This window comes from Enterobacter sp. DSM 30060 (assembly GCF_013375955.1).
Classification (GTDB): Bacteria; Pseudomonadota; Gammaproteobacteria; order Enterobacterales; family Enterobacteriaceae; genus Enterobacter; species Enterobacter intestinihominis.
The window spans coordinates 1,831,770-1,853,467 of sequence record NZ_CP056118.1; the positions used below are offsets into that span (position 1 = coordinate 1,831,770).

Genomic DNA, 21,698 nt, shown 5'->3' on the forward strand with positions numbered 1-21,698 from the left:
AACACATTCAATCACCAATCAATATCACTTCATATAAACACGCTATATCACACTCATTAATGGCGTCATACACTTAGACTTTGTTATCACACAGACACTATTTCTGATATTACTATTCATGCTTCATATCAGATGAAGCCCCTCGTCCAATAACCTCCTTTATACATTGCCAGCCAGTCATTACTGACTGGCTTCAGGGAAATACATTATGGACTTACCAGAATCATTCCTGTTATCTCATGCTGAATATCATATTGAGAATAATACTCCCCACATCATCATATCCGATGACAATGAGTTCAGATGCAAATTAGAACAGCTGGATAATTGCCTTAAAACTATCAGCAGAGGGCGTAAGTTACCTTTCACTATTTTGTATAACCGTTCAGGATACAAAGAGAGTGCAGAGTCAGCCATCATTCTTGATGCCATCCGTCATCTCAATATGTTGCCGCAAGATGCGATGAAAGTACGAATAGCTAATCCACGTATAGCTACATTTCAGCGTTTATTTAATAGCGCCGATTTATATTCGCGTGTCCATAACGGGAAAATAGTAGGGGCAGATACCGTTACCACAGCAGAAATGCTGAATAAGCTGATGCAGGATTACCGATTTACTGTGAGTCAGGCAGGATTTAAACAAGCATGCAGAAAGTACCAGCGGACTTCGGTTAAAAATCTGAAGGGAGTGATAAATTACATCAGGCATCTACAGGAGCGTCATTCCCGGCTGCTGGTCTTGCGGGTTGATTTATCATGGGCAAATGAGCATAAAGCTGACATCACTGCTGATGATGCCCGTAAGCATCGTCAGCAGCTGTTTCGCAATATGCAAAAGAATCCAATGTTTCGCCATGTCCTCGGGACGGTATGGAAACTGGAATATGGCCCACAACGTAAATTTCATTACCACATGCTATTTATCTTAAATGGTAATAAGGCACAACAGGATGGCGTGATTGCTCATGCTTTCGGGAGATACTGGAATGAAACTATTACTAAAGGTAAAGGCATGTTCTACAACTGCAACGCTTACAAAGAGCGTTATGAGGACTGCTGCCTCGGCAAACTGAAACGCGGTGACAGTAGTAAGGACAAGGGGTTACTTAAGGCGCTAAGTTACATCACCAAAATCGATGCCTGTGCACGTCTGGTTCTTCCGGGTAATGCCAGAACCTTTGGTCGCGGAGAAGTACGTTCATTGAAAAAAAGGAAGAGAGCATAAATATGCCGGTAAACCTAACCTGTTGTAACAGTCGGTAATGCTTCCTTCCCCCCTTCTATCTACAAAGCCAGCTAACCATGCTGGCTTTTTTCATTTGTTACGGAGTTCATGATGAATTACTTCGTCTTAGCCACTCACGCCGTCACCGTAGATGGTGAATGGGTTACACCAGAATCTGTTCAACAGGTTGATTTTGATTCATTGCTTTGTATTTACTGCAAACTGCAGATCGGTGTTCAGTTTAATCCTCTGACATCTACAAAAACGTTTGTGCACATACCGAGGCATATCAACAATGTTGCTCGGCTTAAAACATGTCGATTTAACAAGTTCCAAACAGTACCAGAACAAACCTCGCCAAAAACTATCCCGCCTCCAGAAATGCGCCTTCGACCTACTAACACGACGATACGGCAATGGCGATGCTGCTGGTGCGATACTCACTGGCATGGGGACAAGGTTTGTCCGAACTGTCGCGACTTGATTTATGTGTTAGAAGTTTAAGAGACAGTTTCGGTCGTTAGAGTTCGTAGGTTAAATCTGAGCGTGCCGACATCTACCATTGCCTCTCTTTTACCAGGAAAGGAAATTAGGTATATTTCTACAATTCCGGAAATATAGAAATGAGATGCAAATGGAGCTTTCAAAAGCAGCAGACACTCTGAAAGAGCTGGGACATCCTACGCGACTGAGCGTGTACAGAGAGCTGGTTAAAGCCGGACATGAAGGTTTACCGGTTGGCGAACTGCAGAAGCGGCTCGACATCCCTGCCTCTACGCTGAGCCATCATCTCTCATCGCTGATATCAGTTTCTCTGGTACGCCAGGAACGTCAGGGCAGAACGCTCTTTTGCCATGCTCGATATGAAAATCTTGAGGCTCTGATTGCCTTCCTGACAGAAGAATGCTGCTCAGGAGCTGACGACTGCCTCACCATGCCCCAGAAGACGGAGAAGTAAAATGACAGGTGATCTTAAGAATGTTGATTCGGGTTTGTTCGACACCTCAATCACAGAGGCAAGATTCGGCGTTCCTGCCGTGCCCCATCCTCCACGTATCCTCATGTTGTACGGCTCTGTACGCGAACGTTCCTACAGCCGACTGGCAACTGAGGAAGCTGCAAGGCTGCTGACTGCCATGGGCGCAGAGGTGCGGATCTTCAATCCTTCTGGCTTGCCTCTTCCTGATGATGCGCCTGATTCGCATCCTAAAGTCATGGAGCTGCGTGAGCTGGTTCGTTGGTCCGAAGGCATGGTGTGGTGCTCACCTGAACGCCATGGTGCGATGACCGGCATCATGAAGGCCCAGATTGACTGGATACCACTTTCGGAAGGCGCTGTTCGCCCTTCTCAGGGTAAGACGCTGGCCGTTATGCAGGTCTGCGGTGGCTCCCAGTCTTTCAATGCCGTAAATCAGATGCGCATTCTTGGCCGCTGGATGCGGATGATCACCATCCCGAATCAGTCCTCCGTGGCAAAAGCCTGGCAGGAGTTTGATGAAGATGGACGAATGAAACCATCGTCTTATTACGACCGCATCGTGGATGTGATGGAAGAACTGGTGAAATTTACTCTGCTGACAAGAGGTAGCTCAGCTTATCTCGTCGATCGCTACAGCGAACGTAAAGAGTCTGCAGAAGAACTTTCCCGGCGGGTTAATCAGAGCAAAATCTGAGGGCTAGGATGAGTGATGTAACGGCATTCAACAACTGCATGAGCGCGTTATGGCGGCAACATGAAGCCGAACTCTCTCGCTTCCTGACATCGAAGACAGGTGATAGCGAAAAAGCAGTAGACCTTCTGCAAGAGCTATTCCTGCGTGCCCGCGCTCATTCAGACAGTTTCTGCGAGATGGAGAATCCGCGAGCCTGGCTATATCGGGCGGCGAGGAATCTGCTGATTGATGAGTACCGCACCACCAGGGAGTTTGTTGAGCTGGAAGAAGATGCCCCATTAACAGACGCATCCCCTGATGCAATCTCAACGCTGGATATTTGCCTGCCTGAAACATTACAGGCTTTACCCGAAGATGAGCGATGGTTGATTGAAGAGTCCGACCTTAACCGGCGTCCCCAGCAGTCTCTGGCCGATGAACTGCGAATCACGCTTACGGCGTTTAAATCCCGTTTGATTCGGGCCAGAAAGCACCTGAAAGAAACGATGACAGAACTTTGTCAGATTGAGGCGGATGACACGACTCCCATCTGCTGCCACAAAAAAATGAATTAATCGCGCATCTTTTTCCCGTCAACTTCGTTTACCTCAGTGTAAAGCCAAATGACTAAACACTGAGGTAAACAGTCCATGTCAAAAATTGAGATCTTTGAAGCAGCAGGCTGCTGCGCAACCAGCAGCGTTGTGGTCAGCGACAATGCCGTCAAATGGAACGCCAGCGCCGAATGGGCGAAAAAGAATGGCGTTGATATTCAGCGCTACAGCCTTGCGAAGAACCCACAGCAGTTCCTGAATACCCCCGTCATCAAAGAGTTCCTGAACACATCAGGAATGGGGTCCCTCCCCGTCACCTTGCTCGATGGGAAGCTCGTGATGGCAGGCAAACTCCCGACGCGTGAAGATATCGCCCGTTGGTCAGGTATTCCGCTTACTCAGGACTGGAGTGAAGACAACACGCAACCACGCTGCTGCAGCATTCCACGTATGCCTTAATTCCAGAGGAGCTATTACTGATGAATATTCCATTTTTAAAAGACATTCCCCCGTTCATCTTCTTCACTGGCAAAGGTGGCGTGGGTAAAACATCTCTGGCCTGTGCTACTGCGGTATGGCTGGCCGATCAGGGTAAGAGAACGCTTCTGGTGAGTACCGATCCGGCTTCCAATGTCGGCCAGGTCTTTAGCCAGACTATCGGCCACCGAATCACAGATATCAGCACCGTAGAAAATCTTGCCGCGATGGAAGTTGATCCGATGGCTGCAGCACAGGCTTATCGTGACCGCGTACTCGACCCGGTTCGCGGGCTGATGCCAGCCGATGTGGTCAGCAGTATTGAAGAACAGCTCTCTGGCTCATGCACCACGGAAATCGCTGCGTTTGATGAGTTTACCGGTCTACTGACCAATCATGAGCTGCGGGAAAAATATGACCATATCGTATTTGATACCGCGCCAACCGGTCACACCATCCGCATGCTTGAGCTGCCGGGAGCCTGGAGCGGTTATCTGGAAGCGAACCCCGATGCCGCCGCTAACCTCGGGCCGCTGGTGGGGCTGGAGAAACAACAGCACCAGTACTCAGATGCGGTTAAGGCGCTCTCTGATGCTGCACTCACGCGTCTGGTTCTGGTTGCCCGCGCCCAGGCTTCGACACTGAAAGAGGTTTCCCATACGCATGATGAGCTGTCTGCTATCGGTTTGCGGCATCAACACCTTGCCATTAATGGTGTGTTGCCGCCATTTGTGGGTGAAAATGATCCGCTGGCGCAAAGTATTTTAGCTCGGGAGGAAAAAGCGCTACTTGCTATGCCAGAGAATCTGGCGAACCTTCCCCGCTCGCAGCTGTATCTGAAGCCATTTAATCTGGTCGGTCTCGAAGCCCTGCGTGGGTTATTTACAGAGAGCGAAGCCTCGATGTCTCTCCCAACTACCACGCTGAACACTCTGGATTTACCGAAACTTGCCTCGCTGGTGGATGAACTCAGCCTGACAGGTAAAGGTCTGGTAATGACGATGGGTAAAGGCGGGGTCGGCAAAACGGCTGTTGCAGCATCGGTGGCGGTATCTCTGGCAAAACGCGGCCATAAAGTCCATCTGACGACGTCAGATCCGGCAGCACATCTGTCTTATACGCTGGATGGCTCGATACCAAACCTTCAGGTCAGCCGTATTGACCCGAAAGTAGAGACTGAACGCTATCGTCGCTTTGTTCTGGAAAATCAGGGGAAAGGGTTAGATGCAGAAGGGCTGGCGGTGTCGGAGGAAGATCTCCGCTCACCATGTACTGAAGAGATCGCCGTCTTCCAGGCATTCTCGCGGATCATCAAAGAGGCAGACGATCATTTTGTCATTATGGACACCGCGCCAACGGGTCATACGCTTCTGCTACTGGATGCAACAGGGGCCTATCACCGGGAAATGGTGCGCCAGATGGGGCAAACACATGACCATGTGATGACACCAATGATGCAATTGCAGGACCCGGAGAAGACGAAGGTGATTATCGTGACGCTTGCCGAAACGACACCTGTACTGGAAGCAGCAAACCTGCAGCAGGATTTGCGTCGGGCTGAAATTGAACCATGGGCATGGGTAATCAATAGCAGTCTGGCTGCTGCGAAACCGTCCTCACCGTTCCTGGTAACCCGAGCCAGTCGCGAACTGCCGCTGATAAATGACGTTACAGAGCAGTTTGCAAAGCGTATTGCATTAACACCACTGCAGAACGAAGAACCAGTGGGTGCGGCTCTGCTGGCAAAAATGGCAGGCTAATAGATGGGGCTGCGGCCCCATCTTCTGTAGCCAAACTTTTGCTTATACAGATTATAAGTTTAAGTGCTTAACCTGCTGTCGCGAATTCCGGTAGTTTGTAAAACACCACTACTGGAGCAATTCGATGCACATTATCAAAGCTGAAGAACAGCACATTACCGCGATACGCAATATCTATGCTCACCATGTTCTGCATGGTACAGGTAGCTTCGAAACCGAACCTCCGGATATGCAGGAAATGCTTAACCGACTGAGGAGCATTCAGTCTCGGGGATTCCCATGGTATGTCGCCCTGCAGGGCGATACGATCATTGGCTACTGTTATATTTCCCGTTACCGCGAACGCCATGCTTATCGGTTCACGGTTGAAAATTCGATATATATTGATCCGGCTTATCAGCGCCAGGGCGTCGGAAAAGCACTGCTCGATCATGCATTAAAATGGGCCGAATCTCAGGGATATCGTCAGATGATTGCTGTTGTGGGTGACAGCGCTAACGTTGCTTCTGTTGCGCTGCATATCCGCGCAGGATTTACTGAAATAGGCACATTAAAGGACATTGGTTTCAAACATGGCCGCTGGCTTGACACGGTTTTGCTGCAAATGAAACTTGGTGAAGGCAATAGTACTCTGCCAGAAGGTTCAGATCTTATGCCTTGAGGCAGGAATAAGGGGGCGTCTGCCCCCTTTATGTTTATTTCAATCGCTTACCTGTTTCATCAACAACTTTCTCGCCGTCTTCCTTAGCAAATGCACCTTTTTGCGCATCCGGAAGAATATCCAGTACCACTTCGGAAGGGCGGCAAAGGCGCGTTCCCAACGGTGTCACCACAATCGGGCGGTTAATCAGGATCGGATGCTGAAGCATAAAATCGATTAACTGCTCGTCAGTAAACTTATCTTCGGCAAGCCCCAGTTCTTCATAAGGCTCGACATTTTTACGCAGCAGCGCCCGTACTGTAATCCCCATATCTGCAATAAGTTTGACCAGTTCATCGCGTGACGGTGGATTTTCAAGGTAATGAATAACGGTCGGTTCATTACCACTGTTGCGAATCATCTCCAGCGTATTTCGCGACGTGCCGCAGGCTGGGTTGTGATAAATGGTGATGTTGCTCATATCAGTATCTCATTACAAAGTGAAAGAGAGACGTAGCGCCAGCGCGGCCAGCGTTACAAACAGCACAGGCAGAGTCATGACGATCCCGGTGCGGAAATAGTATCCCCAGGTGATGATCATATTCTTCTGTGAAAGGACATGCAGCCAGAGCAGCGTTGCCAGGCTACCAATAGGTGTAATTTTAGGTCCCAGATCGCAGCCAATCACGTTGGCATAAATCATCGCTTCTTTGATAACGCCTGTTGCGGTGCTGCCATCAATAGAGAGAGCGCCAACCAGCACGGTAGGCATGTTGTTCATGATGGAAGACAGGAAAGCCGTCAGGAAGCCAGTACCGAGCGTCGCAGCCCAGAGTCCTTTATCCGCCAGTACGTTCAGCACACCTGCAAGGTATTCGGTTAGCCCGGCGTTGCGCAGACCGTAGACCACCAGGTACATCCCCAGCGAGAAGATAACGATCTGCCATGGCGCACCGCGCAGCACTTTACCGGTGTTAATGGCATGGCCTCGTTTAGCTACTGCAAACAGGATCACAGCGCCAACAGCCGCAATCACGCTAACGGGAATACCCAGCGGCTCAAGGACAAAGAACCCAACCAGCAGAAGAATTAAAACTATCCAGCCGGTTCTGAAGGTTGTCAGATCTTTAATCGCCTTTGCCGGTGCTTTCAGGAGAGCCAGGTCGTAAGTCGGTGGAATATCTTTGCGGAAGAACAGATGCAGCATCACCAACGTGGCGATAATAGCGGCAATATCCACCGGCACCATTACCGACGCATACTCAGTGAAGCCCAGTCCAAAGAAGTCCGCCGAGACTATATTCACCAGGTTCGACACGATAAGCGGCAGGCTGGCCGTATCGGCAATAAAACCGGCAGCCATGACGAATGCCAGCGTGGTGCCTTTGCTGAACCCTAATGCCAGTAGCATGGCGATGACTATCGGCGTCAGAATAAGTGCCGCACCATCGTTGGCAAACAGTGCCGCCACCGCTGCGCCGAGCAGAACGATATACGTAAAGAGCAAACGTCCGCGACCGTTACCCCAGCGGGAAACGTGCAGCGCTGCCCATTCGAAAAAGCCCGATTCATCGAGCAGAAGGCTGATAATAATCACGGCAATAAAGGTCGCCGTCGCATTCCAGACGATATTCCACACCACCGGAATATCGCCCACATGCACAACGCCAGATATCAGAGCCAGTCCCGCGCCCAGCATTGCACTCCAGCCGATCCCTAATCCCTTTGGTTGCCAGATAACCAAAACAATGGTCAGGACAAAAATAGCGCCTGCCAGTAACATAAAACCTCCTGACAGGGCGACTTTGTCGCCCTGTATATGCCAAAAAATTAACTCATCAACTCTCTGAGTTTTTCAATACCGGCAGGCTCTGACGCCAGCACAGGAACAAGCGCTATACGGTTAGAGTGCTGATTCTTAACAGCCTCAATCTGAGGCTGTTCCTGACAAGCGCGCTGGCAAAGCAACGGAGAGCGCGTATCCGCAATGGAAAGGCTGTTATTGATAATCCAGCCCCACGGATAAATCCCCGCTCTTTCAAGGTCAGCCTGCAGGTTTGCCGCTTCCAGCACCGGTGTGGTTTCAGGAAGCGTAACAAGCAGAACTTTGGTTCTATCCGGATCCTGAAGCTGCATCATTGGGGTAGTAAAATGACCTTTACTCCCCATTTTTTTGGCAATCTCTCGGTGGTAAGCCCCGGTCGCATCCAGCAGCAATAGCGTGTGTCCCGTAGGGGCGGTATCCATAACAACAAACCGTTTACCCGCTTCACGAATCACCCTGGAAAAGGCCTGAAACACGGCAATTTCTTCAGTACAGGGAGAGCGTAAATCCTCTTCCAGTAGCCGTTTCCCTGCTTCGTCCAGATCTCTTCCCTTCGTCTCAAGAACATGCTGGCGATAGCGTTCGGTTTCATCGTGAGGGTTGATGCTGCTGACCTGCAGGTTTTTGAGGCTGCCGTTCAGCGTTGTACTCAGGTGTGCAGCAGGATCAGAGGTCGTGAGATGCACGTCAAATCCCATGTCTGCCAGCCTGACGGCGATGGCAGCAGCCATCGTGGTTTTCCCTACGCCACCTTTGCCCATCAGCATAATCAGGCCGTGTTCACTGCGAGCGATATCATTGACCAGGCCAGAGAGCGATAAGTTTTCAGGCGTGTACAGGATGTTCGTTACCGGGAGCGGTAATGCCTCAGAATGGGTATCCAGCAGTCCCTTCAATGCTGAAACACCAACCATATTGACTGGCTGTAGTAATAGGGTATCTGTCGGTAGCTCAGATAAACCGGCAGGAAGATTTGCCAGTGCCTCCTGCTCACGTTGCCATATCGCAGCGGCCAGGGCGTCATGTTCAGCTTCGGCTTTAGGCAGCACACCATTAATAACCAGGTACTGGTTTTTCAGGCCAATTGCGGCGAGTTCTTCATGGGTGCGGGCGACTTCCTGCAGCGTAGATTTTTGCAGTCGTGCAACCAGAACCAGGCGGGTACGTTCAGGATCGGATAACGCCTCTACCGCATGAGCATACTGCTCACGCTGCTTTTCCAGCCCAGCCATTGGACCAAGACAGGAAGCACCATCCGGGTTACTTTCGATGAAACTGCTCCAGGCTCCGGGAAGCTGAAGAAGGCGAATCGTGTGGCCCGTCGGCGCTGTATCAAAAATGATGTGATCGAAACGGGTCAGCAGGGAAGCGTCTGTCAATAAACCGGTGAACTCATCAAACGCCGCAATCTCAGTGGTACAGGCTCCTGAAAGCTGCTCACTGATACTGTTAACAACGTCATCAGGCAACAGACCTTTAATAGGATCAACGATTCTGGCGCGGTATTGCTGGGCGGCTTCCTGCGGGTCAATCTCCAGAGCGGAAAGTCCAGGAGCTGCCGTCACAGGGCGAATGGTGTTACCGATAGCCTGATCGAATACCTGGCCGACATTCGAGGCAGGATCGGTACTGACCAGCAAAACCTGCTTACCCTGTTCGGCAAGGCGGATAGCCGTCGCGCAGGAAATAGAAGTTTTTCCTACGCCTCCCTTGCCAGTAAAAAACAGGTAAGGCGGGATATTCTGTAAGAATTTCATATGTCCTCCTGACATATTCAGCAACAGGAAGTATTACCACCACAGCAGCTGGTGGGAGTTAACCCGACCTTCTCCAGCGGAATACCGAACCAGCGAGCCAGCTCAGCACGTTTTGGGTATCGCCCTGCCATCACCGTTTCACCGTCCAACAGCAGTAGCGGAAGCCCTTCTGCGCCAGATGCTTCGAGGAATGCTTTCGCTTTCTCATTCTGAACAAAGCTCATGGGCTGCTGCGCCAGGTTGTAACGTTCAACCTGTACGCCACGTCCTTTCAGCCACTGCACATCAGCAGAAAAATCAACCAGAATCTGATCGACATCTGAGCCACATACGCCGGTACTGCAGCACATTGCCGGGTCAAACACCGTTAACGTCTTCATTCTAAATATCTCACATTCGTAAAAGCATATATGTCCAGGCAAATTTTTTAGATGCAAACAGCCTTACCGCTACCAGAGCAGTTTGCCGATGCCAGCTTACGGGCGATGGCCTGTACGTCGTCCTGTTGGCTTAACCAGGCCTGCTCAATCACCTGAGCGGCCCAGGAAGGAATATGCGGGGATAAGCGGTAGTGAACCCACTTACCCTGTTTACGGTCCAGCAATAGACCACTTTCCCGGAGCATTGCAAGATGACGGGAGATCTTGGGCTGCGACTGCTCCAACGCCGTGCAAAGATCGCACACGCACAGCTCTCCCATCTCCCTGAGCAGCAGCACGATGCCCAGGCGGGTTTCATCGGAGAGATTTTTGAACAGTTGTAATGCTATGATTTTCATTAAATTTAACGAGGCCTTGAAATTGTGTTGCTTAAAGAACAGAATCAATGCATATGGTAAAGCATATATTTATGATCATAGTAGACCCTTCGTTTCACCAAATCAACTAATAGATCTGCTGCAAAAAATGAGCAAAATTAGGTTGCATACTTTACGTGAAACCTCATTATAAATATGATTGTTTACTTTAAAGAGGGATTTTAAGTTGGAAATATCATATCTGAAACTTAAAGGTTTTAGAAACTTTAAAGATGCACATATCAATTTTAATTCGAACACTCTGATTATCGGAGCTAATGATGTTGGCAAAAGTAATATGCTGCATTCGCTAAGAATGCTATTAGATAAAAGTGTATCAGATTCAGAAATTGAACCAAATGAGCTTGATTTCCATTTAGAAAATGGGAATTCATGTGAAGAGTTTGAGATTATTCTTCATTTTAAAGATATCAATGAAGATGCGGTTCTTTCAATTTTGAAAGGTAATGTCAGTGACTCTGGTGAATCTTTTATTAAGTATGTTGCACAAAAATCTGATCTCAGCTACAAACTTTTTATAGGTGACTCTTTAGAGTCTTTACAAGAAATTAACTCTCGTTATTATCTTAAGTTCGTTAATCTAAAATATATTCAGTCACAACGAGATTTAGAAAGATTTATCCGCAAAGAAAAAAGACAACTCTTAAAAATTGCCCAACAATCATTGAACTCTGATGAAAGAAAAGAAGATGAAGATTTATTAGGAGAGATAAGTACAGATTTGCAGTTGATCAATGATAAAATATCTCAGCTTGTATATGTAGAAAGAGCTACAAAAGAAGTCAACGATGAGTTGAAAAAACTTGCACATCATTATTCAGAGTATTCTGTGCAACTAGATACTGGGGCAATTGGAATAAATGATTTTATTGATAATCTACAACTTGGAGCTAATACAAATGGTTCTAACGTAATGCTTGGAGGAGACGGACGGAACAATCAAATATTATTAGCATTATGGAAAGCGAAAAGTATTAAGGAACATGATATCGATAACGAAGTCATCTTCTATGTTATCGAAGAACCTGAAGCACACCTACACCCTCACCAACAAAGAAAATTGGCTGATTATTTGATAGCTGAACTCCCAGGTCAAACGATCATTTCATCACATTCTCCCCAAATAGCGGTAAACTTTGAGCCAGACTCTATAATAAGATTGCTTGACCGTGGGGGACACACTGTAGCCGCAAGTGAAGGATGCTCAAAAGGTATTTCAGATGGCTGGGAGGATATGAGCTATCGGATGAGTATATTACCAGCAGAATCATTTTTTTCAAATGGCGTTTTCTTAATCGAAGGGCCATCCGAAATTTTGTTTTATCATTCCTTAGCTAAAAGTTTGAAAATTGACCTAGATTATTTAAATATTTCATTGATTTCAGTTGATGGAATATCATTTAAAATATACGCAGCAATTCTAGATGCTTTAGAAATTCCATGGGTAATGCGCACTGATAACGATGTATCAAAGCTAAAAGATAAAGAAAAGTGGCACTATGCAGGGATTAATCGATGTTTAGATATAGCTGGTATAGAAAAGTTTGAGCATAGCGACAAAAAAATATCTTCTCAAGATACTCTTGCTAACGGTGATTGGCAAAAAGTTTCTGATGAAGTGAATAGATCTGGAATATATTTATCAAAAATTGATTTGGAAACTGATCTTGTAGAAGAATTAGGTGCTTCAATATTAGATGCACTAGATAAAAAAATAACCAAAGCGCAATAGAATATTTACAAAAGAAAAAAGCAATAAGAATGCGTATACTTCTTAAGAAAATTAAAAATGACCTTGATAAACTTAGTATGGGTGATTTGGTTAAACCGTTACACCATCTTGTAAAAATAGTTAAAGGTGAATGAAATGAGCGTTTTTTCACCAACCACTCAGCAAGCATCAGCCATTGACTACCCTAAAAGTATGGTAATAACAGCATGCCCTGGTAGCGGTAAAACTACAGTTATAAAAGAGAAAATTAGAAATATTACCGGTTGTCTTCCTGAGCATAAAGGAGTCATTGCTATTACTTTTACAAGGAAAGCAAGTGCAGAACTAGAGCGTAGATGTAAGGCCGATGGGCACGATATAAAACATAGTTTTTTTGGTACGATTGATAGCTTTTGCTTAAATGAAATAATCATTCCGTTTCTTCCCAAAATATGGGGTGGCAAACCAACAGAATGTAAAGTACTTAAGAAATTAGATTCTCCTTATAAATATTACTTAAAGGAGGATTTTTTTGGAACACCATCAATTGTTAATGTCAATGAAGACGCTGGCTATAAGAGACTGTATGATGAGGGAATGCTGTGGATGAGTTCATTTGCTGCCTTATCTTTAAAAATACTCAATGAATCTCCTGCAGCACAACGATATATAAAAGCGAGATATAGCCATATATTTATAGATGAATATCAAGACTCATCCTTATCACAGCATCAATTATTTTTAAAAATAAATGAGATCGGTTTATGTTCTATTGCTGTTGGTGATGTTTGGCAATCAATTTATGAGTTTCGAGGTGGAAATGCAGAGTTGTTACTTGACTTGGTTAGAGATAAAAGTATTTTTGAGCATTTTGAGATAAATTTAAATCATAGATGTCATTCATCAATAATTAATTATGCATCTCGACTACTAGATTCAAATTTCGTATTATTGCCAAGTGAAAGTATTAATGTTTATAGGAAGAGATTGCCTGGAAATCTTAAAGATGTTTCGATGACATTATCATCATGGATTTCAAAATGGTTAAATGTAGGTCAATGGGGCGTGGAGCAAGCAAGCCAAATAGCTATTTTTGCAAGAAAAGAACAGTCATTACTATTGCTATGCTCGGGATTGACATCAAATTTCAGGGTTTATATTGATACGCCATTAGATAAATTGGGCACAGAATGTTCAGATTTATATAAAGATCTTCTAGCGTATAGATACAAGGCAATAGGTACTGCGCAAGAATTAATTAATAAAGTATTTGATGGCTTAATCATGAATGACAACCATCAGTTTTTATTAAGGAAAAAAATTAAAATTCTCAGGAGTAATCTAACTGATGAGGAACTAATTAATTACTTCCATGAAATCGCTGGAATGCTAAACATTCAGTTTACTGAATCTAATGATAATGCAGTTTTGGAAATTATATCAGATGGTATGTACTTAAAGCAGTTTATGCCATTAGATAAAAATGAAGTTCAAGTAATGACACTTCACAAGTCTAAAGGACTTGAATTTAAAATAGTATTACATTTGGATATGGATGAATGGTCTTTTCCATATAGATTAGTAAATGAGGTTGATAGAAATATAGCACTTTATCCCAGTCTTCCACAAGAAACAAACCTTCATTACGTTGGTATTACAAGAGCTGAGAAATGCTGCGTATTAATTAATGCAGAGTTACGCCAAAACTCGACTGGGGCATTTAAGAAGTCTGAAGCATCTTACTTTTTTAAATTGCCCCAACTAGAGGGTCTTTATCGTTAGGAAATACAGGTGCATATTTTAATATGCACCATATTTGTTCTTATCTGCTTTAAATACCCACAATGGCTTATACATTAATAAAGATAATTAACATATTACATATTAATGGTTTTTAGGTCTGGAAAGTATACTGAACTATCTCTATCAACAATAAGGTTGTCAAGATAGTTCCCATACCACTGCATCATCTCCCTACGCCCCTCCAAATACTGCGCATGGTTGTAAGTCCCACGTATCGCGTTCTTATCCACATGTGCTAGCTGCGTTTCTATCCACGCTGAGTTAAAACCTTCTTCATGGAGGATGGTACTCATCGTGTGGCGGAAACCATGTCCTGTCAGCCTTCCTTTATATCCCAATAACTCAATAACCTGATTAACGCTTTCCTTTGAGATCGGCTTCGTTCGATCGTTACGTCCGACGAATACCAGTGGGTATAGCCCGGTAATAGGTTTAAGTGACTCAAAAAGTTCGACAACCTGATCCGACATCGGAACGATGTGTGGTCGTTTCATCTTCATCACTTCAGCAGGGATCTCCCAAAGCCGCTTTTCAAAATTGATATCCTCCCAGCGGGCAAAACGTAATTCCTGGGTTCGTACCCCTGTAAGCATAATGATTTGAGTCGCAGTCTTGGTAATAACGCTACCGGTGTAACCGGCAAGATCCCTAAGAAAGTGAGGGAGTTCTTCGGCTGTCAGGAATGGAAAATGTGTTTTCTTTGGTGTTGCGAGGGCTGTGGCGAGATCGGGTGCTGGATTGTATTCAGCGCGTCCGGTCACAATCGCATGACGGAAAACTTCACCGCAGCGCTGTCTGACTTTGCGCATCTTTTCTAATGCACCACGCTTTTCCATACGACGAAGGGTTTCCAGCAATTCCATGGGCTTAATTTCAGCTATAGGGCGCTTACCGATGTAGGGGAAAATATCCTTTTCAAAGGTATCAATAATTTCATCGCGATAGCGTAATGACCAACGATCCGCTCTCAACTGATGCCATTCACGGGCAATAGCTTCGAAGGTATTTTCATAGTTAAGCTTTTGGGCAATTTTCTCTGCTTTCTTTACTTCACCGGGATCGCTTCCGGCAGACAGCAGCTTTTTCGCAGCATCACGCTTTTCGCGTGCTTGAGCGAGAGAAATCTCGGGATAAACGCCGAAAGCAAGACGCTTTTCTTTACCTGCGTAGCGATACTTTAAACGCCAGTAACGTGAGCCGTTGGTAGTTACTTCAAGGTAGAGGCCGCCACCATCAGATAGCTTATACGGCTTCTCTTTGGGTTTGGCTGTATCAATTTGTCTGACTGTTAGCTTCATTGGGGGCATCTCAAAATAGGGCTATAAATCATGCCCCCCATTATGCCCCCAGAATGCACTTGATTCTGGTAGAGACAGTAGACCTCGGGAGAACATAATCAGCTTTAATTGCGGGTATTATAGGGGATTTACTTGAGACAGTGGAGTTCAGTAGAGGCTAATTGGCGGAAGATCACAGGAGTCGAACCTGCCCGGGAACGCTGGCGCCCCCAACTGGATTTGAAGTCCAGCCACCTCACCGGAGATGACGATCTTCCGCGCCTGCATTGCTACATGGAGGCGGGCGCATTATAGCTACTTTCAGGCATTTACCACATACCCCACACCACTTTTTTCACCGCTCTTTTGACCTTAACCCCCCTGTTTCAGCTAATTCTTAAGAAAATCCTCAGGTTAGCATTTTGTGCTCACCAACCTTTATCCCGATCACAAAAAACAAGAAACGTAATCTGCTAACCAGAAAACGCAATACCCGCTCCTGAAACAATGGTTTAAAAAACGGTAACCGGTCTCAGCGCCCCCTACAGCGTGAAGGATAAAAAGATGAGCGAAGTCCTGTCAGTAAAAGAGAAGATTGGCTACGGCATGGGAGACGCCGCCAGCCACATCATTTTTGATAACGTCATGCTTTATATGATGTTTTTCTACACCGATATTTTTGGTATTCCCGCCGGGTTTGTCGGCACCATGTTCCTGCTGGCCCGCGCGCTGGATGCGATCTCCGACCCGTGCATGGGGCTGATTGCCGACCGCACCCGCAGCCGCTGGGGCAAGTTCCGTCCGTGGATTTTGTTCGGCGCGATCCCGTTCGGCATCGTCTGCGTGCTGGCGTATACCACGCCGGACCTCAGCCTTAACGGCAAAATGGTTTACGCAGCCATCACCTACACGCTGCTGACCCTGCTCTATACCGTGGTCAACATCCCCTACTGCGCGCTGGGCGGCGTAATTACCAACGACCCGACGCAGCGTATCTCCCTCCAGTCCTGGCGCTTTGTGCTGGCGACGGCGGGCGGCATGCTCTCCACGGTGCTGATGATGCCGCTGGTGAACCTGATCGGCGGCGACGATAAGGCGTTCGGCTTCCAGGGCGGGATCGCCGTGCTGTCGGTGGTCGCGTTCCTGATGCTGGCGTTCTGCTTCTTTACTACCAAAGAGCGCATCCAGGTGCCGCCAAGCACCACCTCCATGCGGGAAGACCTGCGCGATATCTGGCAAAACGACCAGTGGCGCATCGTCGGCGTGCTGACCATCCTCAACATTCTCGCCGTTTGCGTGCGCGGCGGCGCGATGATGTATTACTGCACCTGGATCATGGGCTCGCCGGAGGTGTTCGTCGCGTTCCTGACCACCTACTGCGTCGGCAACCTGATTGGCTCGGCGCTGGCGAAACCGCTCACCGACTGGAAGTGCAAGGTCAGCATCTTCTGGTGGACCAACGCCGCGCTGGCGGTGGTCAGCGTGGCGATGTTCTTCGTGCCGATGCATGCCACCGTGCTGATGTTCGGCTTCATCTTCGTTATCGGCGTGCTGCACCAACTGGTGACGCCGATTCAGTGGGTAATGATGTCCGATACCGTCGACTACGGCGAATGGACCAACGGCAAACGTCTGACCGGCATCAGCTTTGCGGGCACGCTGTTCGTGCTGAAGCTCGGCCTGGCGCTGGGCGGGGCGATGATCGGCTGGATGCTGGCAGGCGGCGGCTACGACGCGGCAGCCAAAACCCAGAACAGCGCGACCATCAGCATCATTATCGGTCTGTTTACGCTGGCTCCGGCGATCTGCTACGTGCTGAGCGCCATTATCGCCAGGCGCTACTACACGCTGAAAACCCCCTTCCTGACCAAAATCCTGCGCGAGCTGGCGCAGGGCGCGCGCCGCAATCAGCAGGAGTTTGAAAACCTGCCGGTCAGCAAAGAATTGCAGAACTAAGAGGACGTAAGCATGAAAATCAGTGATGGAAACTGGCTTATCCAACCGGGCCTTAACGTGACGTATCCGGTACAGGTGTTCGACGTGGAGCAGCAGGGCAATGACCTGGTGGTGTATGTGGCGCCGCGTGACGTGCGCGCACGCACCTGGCAGCTCGACACGTTGATGTTCACGGTGCGCCTGTTTGCTCCGCAGGAAGGGATTGTCGGGGTGCGCATTGAGCACTTCCAGGGCGCGCTGAACAACGGCCCGCACTATCCGCTGAACGTTCTGAAGGATGTAAAAGTTGAGATTGAAAACAACGCCGAATTTGCCGAGCTGAAAAGCGGCAGCGCCAGCGTGCGCGTCACCAAAGGCGAGTTCTGGGCGCTGGATTTCCTGCGCAACGGCCAACGCATTACCGGCAGCCAGCTGAAAAACAACGGCTACGTGCAGGACAGCAACACCGACCGCAATTACGTGTTCGAGCGGCTGGATCTCGGCGTGGGGGAAACTGTGTATGGCCTGGGCGAGCGCTTTACCGCCCTGGTGCGCAACGGTCAGACGGTCGAAACCTGGAACCGCGACGGCGGCACCAGCACCGAGCAGTCCTACAAAAACATCCCGTTCTACCTGACCAACCGCGGTTATGGCGTGCTGGTGAATCATCCGGAAAACGTCTCGTTTGAAGTCGGCTCTGAAAAAGTCTCCAAAGTGCAGTTCAGCGTGGAAGGGGAGTATCTCGAGTACTTCGTGATCGACGGCCCGACGCCGAAAGAAGTGCTGAACCGCTATACCCGCTTCACCGGCCGTCCGGCGCTGCCGCCTGCGTGGTCGTTCGGCCTGTGGCTGACCACCTCCTTCACCACTAACTACGACGAAGCGACGGTCAACAGCTTTATCGACGGAATGGCCGAGCGCGACCTGCCGCTGCACGTGTTCCACTTCGACTGCTTCTGGATGAAAGCCTTCCAGTGGTGCGATTTTGAGTGGGACCCGGTGACCTTCCCCGACCCGGAAGGGATGATCCGCCGCCTGAAAGAGAAAGGGCTGAAGGTCTGCGTGTGGATCAACCCGTACATCGGCCAGAAATCGCCGATCTTCCGTGAGCTGAAAGAGAAGGGCTACCTGCTGAAGCGCCCGGACGGCTCCCTGTGGCAGTGGGACAAATGGCAGCCGGGGCTGGCGATCTACGACTTCACCAACCCGGACGCGTGCCGGTGGTACGCCGACAAGCTGAAAGGCCTGGTGGAGATCGGCGTCGACTGCTTCAAGACCGACTTCGGCGAGCGTATCCCGACGGACGTCCAGTGGTTTGACGGTTCCGATCCGCAGAAGATGCACAACCATTACGCCTACATCTACAACGAACTGGTGTGGAACGTGCTGAAAGAGACGGTGGGAGAAGAAGAGGCGGTGCTGTTTGCCCGTTCTGCCTCCGTGGGTGCGCAACAGTTCCCGGTGCATTGGGGCGGCGACTGCTACGCCAACTATGAATCGATGGCGGAAAGCCTGCGCGGCGGGCTGTCGATTGGCCTGTCCGGCTTCGGGTTCTGGAGCCACGATATCGGCGGGTTCGAAAACACCGCTCCGGCGCACGTCTACAAACGCTGGTGCGCGTTCGGGCTGTTCTCCAGCCACAGCCGCCTGCACGGTAGCAAATCCTACCGCGTGCCGTGGGCGTACGATGACGAGTCCTGCGACGTGGTGCGCCACTTCACCCAGCTGAAATGCCAGCTGATGCCGTACCTGTATCGTCAGGCGGCGCTGGCCCGCGAGTTCGGCACGCCGATGCTGCGGGCAATGATGCTGGAGTTCCCGGACGATCCGGCGTGCGATTACCTCGACCGCCAGTACATGCTGGGGGATTCGATGATGGTGGCGCCGGTGTTCTCCGAGGCGGGCGACGTGCAGTTCTGGCTGCCGGAAGGGCGCTGGACGCACCTGTGGCACAACGATGAAATCGAGGGCAGCCGCTGGCATAAGCAGCAGCACGATTTCCAGAGCCTGCCGGTCTATGTGCGCGACAACACGCTGCTGGCGCTCGGCAATAATAACCAGAAGCCGGACTATGCGTGGCACGAGGGGACAACCTTCCAGCTCTTCAACCTGAGCGATGGCGCAACGGCGGTAAGCGAAGTGCCTGCGGCGGACGGTTCTGTGGTGTTTACGCTGAAGGCGTCACGTCAGGGCGACGTCGTGACCTTTACCTGCGCGGGAGATGCGCAAAACTGGTCGGTGTGCTTGCGCAACGTGCAGAAGGTTGGCGGCGTGAAAGGCGGTTCACATGCGGGCAGCGAGTGGGGTGTGGTGGTGAAAGCCGAGGGGGATGAGGTGGTGATCCACCTCTGAGCTGGAAAAATGCCCGGTGGCGCTTCGCTTACCGGGCCTACGGTAATTATGCGGTCTGATGCCCTCACCCACGGGGAGAGGGAACCAAAACCTCGTAGGCCGGGTAAGGCGAAGCCGCCACCCGGCTTTTTACTGTGCCGGAGCCACCGCCGACACCATCCCGCGGGTCATGGTCTGTTGCACCTGCTGTTTATCCATATTCACCGCGCTAAGCTTCCCGTTCACCGTCGGCTTCAGCGGCGCATTCGCCTGCACGCTGCCGCTGGCGGTGAGCTGAATATTGCCGTCGCCCGCAATCGGCAGCGCTGGCCAGCCCCACTGCTGCAAAACGTTGAGTGGTACACCGCGCCCGTTCAGGCTCACGGTGGTTTGTCGCTGTGGCAGCTGTGACACGGTGGCGGTCGCTTCCAGGATCCCTTTCTCGGTAAAGGCGCTCAGGTCGGTAATGTTTACCGTTGCGGCGTTGGCATTCAGCGCCAGCGACGGGCGTCGCACGTCGACGCGGTTAAAGGTTGCTGCCGCCCCGTTCAGGGTTGCGTTACCGCCCCACACGCCCCACTTGTGGTCTTGCGCCAGACGCAGATTAGCGCCATAACCGTCGAGGGAGGTGATCTGCCATGGGAACGCCGGATCGATGTCGATCACCAGGTTGCGGCTCAGGCCGAATTTTTTCAGCGTCACGCTGTTCAGCCATGCCGGAAGCGGATCCATCCACAGCGTTTTCCAGTTTTCCGGAAGCGTATATTCCAGCCCGGCAATGGCAACGTCGTCCAGCACCAGCGCGTTCCCGTCGCGCAGCCAGTTGCCGGAGGTGCGCACCATGCCCCCTTCCCAGCGGGAAGTGAACTGACGCAGCGCAATGCCCTGCGGGGAGAATTCCGCGTTCAGGATAGGGTCAAAAAGATGCAGCGAGCCGTAGATAAATTCGCTGGCGTTCATGGATAACCGTCCCTCCTGGCTTTGCCAGTCCCCTTTACTCAGGGTGAGGTTACGCAGGCTAAGATCAAGGTCGGTTACCGCCCAGTCTGGCCCCTGTAGACGGGCATCGGTCACTTCCAGCCGCCCAATCTGTAACGAAGGCAGGGTGGAGAGAGGGGCGAAGAAATCCAGCAGCGATTTGTCGCTTTGCAGGCGTATCTCATTCAGACGCAGGGTGTCGATAACCCAGCCACCGTCGGCATTACGCAGAGCCGACCCCGTAAGCGAGCCGCGCGCCATATCGGCACCGATGGTATTCAGCACCACCTCTTTGCCGTTGAGTTGTCCCTGAATCAGCACGTTGTTGGCCGGTATGCCGTTGAGCGTGAGCGACCCGGCGCTCATCTGGATTTGCGCATTTTTCCCCAGTACGTTCCCCGCCTCGGGCTGCCACGGGCTGACGCCACCGGTCACCTTTTGCGCACTGAGATCCCACTCCGTATTCGGGCTGTTAAAGGCCATGTTATTCAGTTGCAGACGATCGGCCTGGAACGGCAGCGGCGCCGTCTGTGGAGATAAATTCAGCGTGCCATCGAACAGGGTGATGGCGTCCATATGCAGCGGGTCGGTGATCTGGCGGCTGCTTAAGCCAATATCCACTTTTTTAGCGACCAGCGTGGCCGGTTTGCCATCTCGTCCGAAGGTGACGTTTTCCAGAAGGATGTGAGAAGGGGATGAAAAGCGGTGATCCATCAGGTCAAAGTTGAGCTCGTAATCGGTATTCACCGTGATCCAGCTGCTGACCTGCGATGCGCCCCAGCGGGTCTGGAGCAGAAAATAAAAGGCGAGCACTACAATGAGCAGGGCTACCAGAAGATAGATAAGCAGCTATCCAATAAATTTCATGGTCTTCCTTCCCGCGAAACGCACATAAGGGTGTTATGCACGATTTATGCGCAATGCTCAAGGCGGGAATGGTGTAAAGAGATGTC

18 protein-coding genes, 1 tRNA gene and 1 pseudogene are annotated in these 21,698 nt (G+C 49.6%); 12 read left to right on the top strand and 8 right to left on the bottom strand.

The window, feature by feature from the left end:
- Positions 1 to 208 precede the first annotated feature (208 nt).
- The 8 genes from HWQ15_RS08720 to HWQ15_RS08755 all read left to right on the top strand — a co-directional run bounded on the left by HWQ15_RS08720 (position 209) and on the right by HWQ15_RS08755 (position 6,332).
- Positions 209 to 1,228 carry an inovirus-type Gp2 protein gene (locus HWQ15_RS08720; protein WP_044599776.1) on the top strand — a complete coding sequence of 340 codons (1,020 nt, stop codon included), beginning with the start codon at positions 209 to 211 and terminating at the stop codon, positions 1,226 to 1,228.
- Positions 1,229 to 1,339: 111 nt separating this feature from the next.
- The gene (locus HWQ15_RS23450; protein WP_072053145.1) at positions 1,340 to 1,732 is read left to right on the top strand and encodes a putative zinc ribbon protein; all 393 of its coding nucleotides are present in this window, start codon (positions 1,340 to 1,342) and stop codon (positions 1,730 to 1,732) included.
- Positions 1,733 to 1,862: 130 nt separating this feature from the next.
- Entirely contained in the window at positions 1,863 to 2,186 is a 324-nt protein-coding gene (locus tag HWQ15_RS08730) for a helix-turn-helix transcriptional regulator (RefSeq protein WP_044599782.1), read from the top strand.
- Position 2,187: 1 nt separating this feature from the next.
- Complete coding sequence (gene arsH / locus HWQ15_RS08735; protein ID WP_023305188.1) at positions 2,188 to 2,901, top strand: arsenical resistance protein ArsH; 714 nt, start codon at positions 2,188 to 2,190, stop codon at positions 2,899 to 2,901.
- Between the two features lie 8 nt (positions 2,902 to 2,909).
- A complete protein-coding gene (locus HWQ15_RS08740; RefSeq protein ID WP_063216084.1) occupies positions 2,910 to 3,455 on the top strand; it encodes a sigma-70 family RNA polymerase sigma factor in 546 nt (181 codons plus the stop codon).
- Between the two features lie 75 nt (positions 3,456 to 3,530).
- Entirely contained in the window at positions 3,531 to 3,893 is a 363-nt protein-coding gene (locus HWQ15_RS08745) for an arsenic metallochaperone ArsD family protein (RefSeq protein WP_044599774.1), read from the top strand.
- A gap of 20 nt (positions 3,894 to 3,913) precedes the next feature.
- A complete protein-coding gene (arsA, locus tag HWQ15_RS08750; RefSeq protein ID WP_063148974.1) occupies positions 3,914 to 5,671 on the top strand; it encodes an arsenical pump-driving ATPase in 1,758 nt (585 codons plus the stop codon).
- A 124-nt stretch (positions 5,672 to 5,795) separates the two neighbouring features.
- On the top strand, positions 5,796 to 6,332 hold the full coding sequence (locus HWQ15_RS08755; protein WP_044599772.1) for a GNAT family N-acetyltransferase: 537 nt from the start codon (positions 5,796 to 5,798) through the stop codon (positions 6,330 to 6,332).
- A 34-nt stretch (positions 6,333 to 6,366) separates the two neighbouring features.
- On the opposite strand, the gene arsC is transcribed toward HWQ15_RS08755, so the two are convergent.
- The 5 genes from arsC to arsR are packed head-to-tail and all read right to left on the bottom strand — an operon-like array spanning position 6,367 to position 10,671.
- Complete coding sequence (gene arsC, locus HWQ15_RS08760; protein ID WP_044599771.1) at positions 6,367 to 6,792, bottom strand: glutaredoxin-dependent arsenate reductase; 426 nt, start codon at positions 6,790 to 6,792, stop codon at positions 6,367 to 6,369.
- Positions 6,793 to 6,804: 12 nt separating this feature from the next.
- The gene (arsB, locus tag HWQ15_RS08765) at positions 6,805 to 8,094 is read right to left on the bottom strand and encodes an arsenite efflux transporter membrane subunit ArsB (RefSeq protein WP_044599770.1); all 1,290 of its coding nucleotides are present in this window, start codon (positions 8,092 to 8,094) and stop codon (positions 6,805 to 6,807) included.
- Between the two features lie 47 nt (positions 8,095 to 8,141).
- Positions 8,142 to 9,893 (bottom strand): arsenite efflux transporter ATPase subunit ArsA, encoded by a 1,752-nt coding sequence (arsA, locus tag HWQ15_RS08770; RefSeq protein ID WP_046377360.1) that lies wholly within the window; start codon positions 9,891 to 9,893, stop codon positions 8,142 to 8,144.
- Positions 9,894 to 9,910: 17 nt separating this feature from the next.
- Positions 9,911 to 10,273, bottom strand: coding sequence for an arsenite efflux transporter metallochaperone ArsD (arsD, locus tag HWQ15_RS08775; protein ID WP_044599769.1), 363 nt, complete (start codon positions 10,271 to 10,273; stop codon positions 9,911 to 9,913).
- A gap of 47 nt (positions 10,274 to 10,320) precedes the next feature.
- Positions 10,321 to 10,671, bottom strand: a complete 351-nt coding sequence (gene arsR / locus HWQ15_RS08780) for an As(III)-sensing metalloregulatory transcriptional repressor ArsR (protein WP_039272869.1) — start codon at positions 10,669 to 10,671, stop codon at positions 10,321 to 10,323.
- Positions 10,672 to 10,876: 205 nt separating this feature from the next.
- Between arsR and HWQ15_RS08785 the strand changes: the two are divergent.
- Both HWQ15_RS08785 and HWQ15_RS08790 read left to right on the top strand, forming a co-directional pair.
- Positions 10,877 to 12,576 (top strand): annotated as a pseudogene (locus HWQ15_RS08785) (ATP-dependent endonuclease).
- A gap of 1 nt (position 12,577) precedes the next feature.
- Positions 12,578 to 14,203: a UvrD-helicase domain-containing protein gene (locus tag HWQ15_RS08790; RefSeq protein ID WP_044599768.1), complete on the top strand. Its 1,626-nt coding sequence runs from the start codon at positions 12,578 to 12,580 to the stop codon at positions 14,201 to 14,203.
- Positions 14,204 to 14,298: 95 nt separating this feature from the next.
- Here the strand turns inward: HWQ15_RS08790 and HWQ15_RS08795 are convergent, their stop codons facing one another.
- A complete protein-coding gene (locus HWQ15_RS08795) occupies positions 14,299 to 15,522 on the bottom strand; it encodes an integrase arm-type DNA-binding domain-containing protein (RefSeq protein ID WP_044599767.1) in 1,224 nt (407 codons plus the stop codon).
- A gap of 162 nt (positions 15,523 to 15,684) precedes the next feature.
- Positions 15,685 to 15,779 (bottom strand) — tRNA-Sec (locus tag HWQ15_RS08800).
- A gap of 286 nt (positions 15,780 to 16,065) precedes the next feature.
- Between HWQ15_RS08800 and HWQ15_RS08805 the strand changes: the two genes are divergently transcribed.
- Positions 16,066 to 17,457 (top strand): glycoside-pentoside-hexuronide family transporter, encoded by a 1,392-nt coding sequence (locus HWQ15_RS08805; protein ID WP_063136741.1) that lies wholly within the window; start codon positions 16,066 to 16,068, stop codon positions 17,455 to 17,457.
- Positions 17,458 to 17,469: 12 nt separating this feature from the next.
- Positions 17,470 to 19,788 (top strand): alpha-xylosidase, encoded by a 2,319-nt coding sequence (gene yicI, locus HWQ15_RS08810; RefSeq protein WP_063148973.1) that lies wholly within the window; start codon positions 17,470 to 17,472, stop codon positions 19,786 to 19,788.
- Between the two features lie 129 nt (positions 19,789 to 19,917).
- Here the strand turns inward: yicI and HWQ15_RS08815 are convergent, their stop codons facing one another.
- A complete protein-coding gene (locus HWQ15_RS08815) occupies positions 19,918 to 21,594 on the bottom strand; it encodes an AsmA family protein (protein ID WP_255319058.1) in 1,677 nt (558 codons plus the stop codon).
- Between the last annotated feature and the right edge of the window lie 104 nt (positions 21,595 to 21,698).

Bases quoted from the DNA above. Each gene is read 5' to 3' on its own strand.
- HWQ15_RS08720 (WP_044599776.1), top strand. From the start codon at position 209: ATGGACTTACCAGAATCATTCCTGTTATCTCATGCTGAATATCATATT.
- HWQ15_RS23450 (WP_072053145.1), top strand. From the start codon at position 1,340: ATGAATTACTTCGTCTTAGCCACTCACGCCGTCACCGTAGATGGTGAA.
- HWQ15_RS08730 (WP_044599782.1), top strand. From the start codon at position 1,863: ATGGAGCTTTCAAAAGCAGCAGACACTCTGAAAGAGCTGGGACATCCT.
- arsH (WP_023305188.1), top strand. From the start codon at position 2,188: ATGACAGGTGATCTTAAGAATGTTGATTCGGGTTTGTTCGACACCTCA.
- HWQ15_RS08740 (WP_063216084.1), top strand. From the start codon at position 2,910: ATGAGTGATGTAACGGCATTCAACAACTGCATGAGCGCGTTATGGCGG.
- HWQ15_RS08745 (WP_044599774.1), top strand. From the start codon at position 3,531: ATGTCAAAAATTGAGATCTTTGAAGCAGCAGGCTGCTGCGCAACCAGC.
- arsA (WP_063148974.1), top strand. From the start codon at position 3,914: ATGAATATTCCATTTTTAAAAGACATTCCCCCGTTCATCTTCTTCACT.
- HWQ15_RS08755 (WP_044599772.1), top strand. From the start codon at position 5,796: ATGCACATTATCAAAGCTGAAGAACAGCACATTACCGCGATACGCAAT.
- arsC (WP_044599771.1), bottom strand. From the start codon at position 6,792: ATGAGCAACATCACCATTTATCACAACCCAGCCTGCGGCACGTCGCGA.
- arsB (WP_044599770.1), bottom strand. From the start codon at position 8,094: ATGTTACTGGCAGGCGCTATTTTTGTCCTGACCATTGTTTTGGTTATC.
- arsA (WP_046377360.1), bottom strand. From the start codon at position 9,893: ATGAAATTCTTACAGAATATCCCGCCTTACCTGTTTTTTACTGGCAAG.
- arsD (WP_044599769.1), bottom strand. From the start codon at position 10,273: ATGAAGACGTTAACGGTGTTTGACCCGGCAATGTGCTGCAGTACCGGC.
- arsR (WP_039272869.1), bottom strand. From the start codon at position 10,671: ATGAAAATCATAGCATTACAACTGTTCAAAAATCTCTCCGATGAAACC.
- HWQ15_RS08790 (WP_044599768.1), top strand. From the start codon at position 12,578: ATGAGCGTTTTTTCACCAACCACTCAGCAAGCATCAGCCATTGACTAC.
- HWQ15_RS08795 (WP_044599767.1), bottom strand. From the start codon at position 15,522: ATGAAGCTAACAGTCAGACAAATTGATACAGCCAAACCCAAAGAGAAG.
- HWQ15_RS08805 (WP_063136741.1), top strand. From the start codon at position 16,066: ATGAGCGAAGTCCTGTCAGTAAAAGAGAAGATTGGCTACGGCATGGGA.
- yicI (WP_063148973.1), top strand. From the start codon at position 17,470: ATGAAAATCAGTGATGGAAACTGGCTTATCCAACCGGGCCTTAACGTG.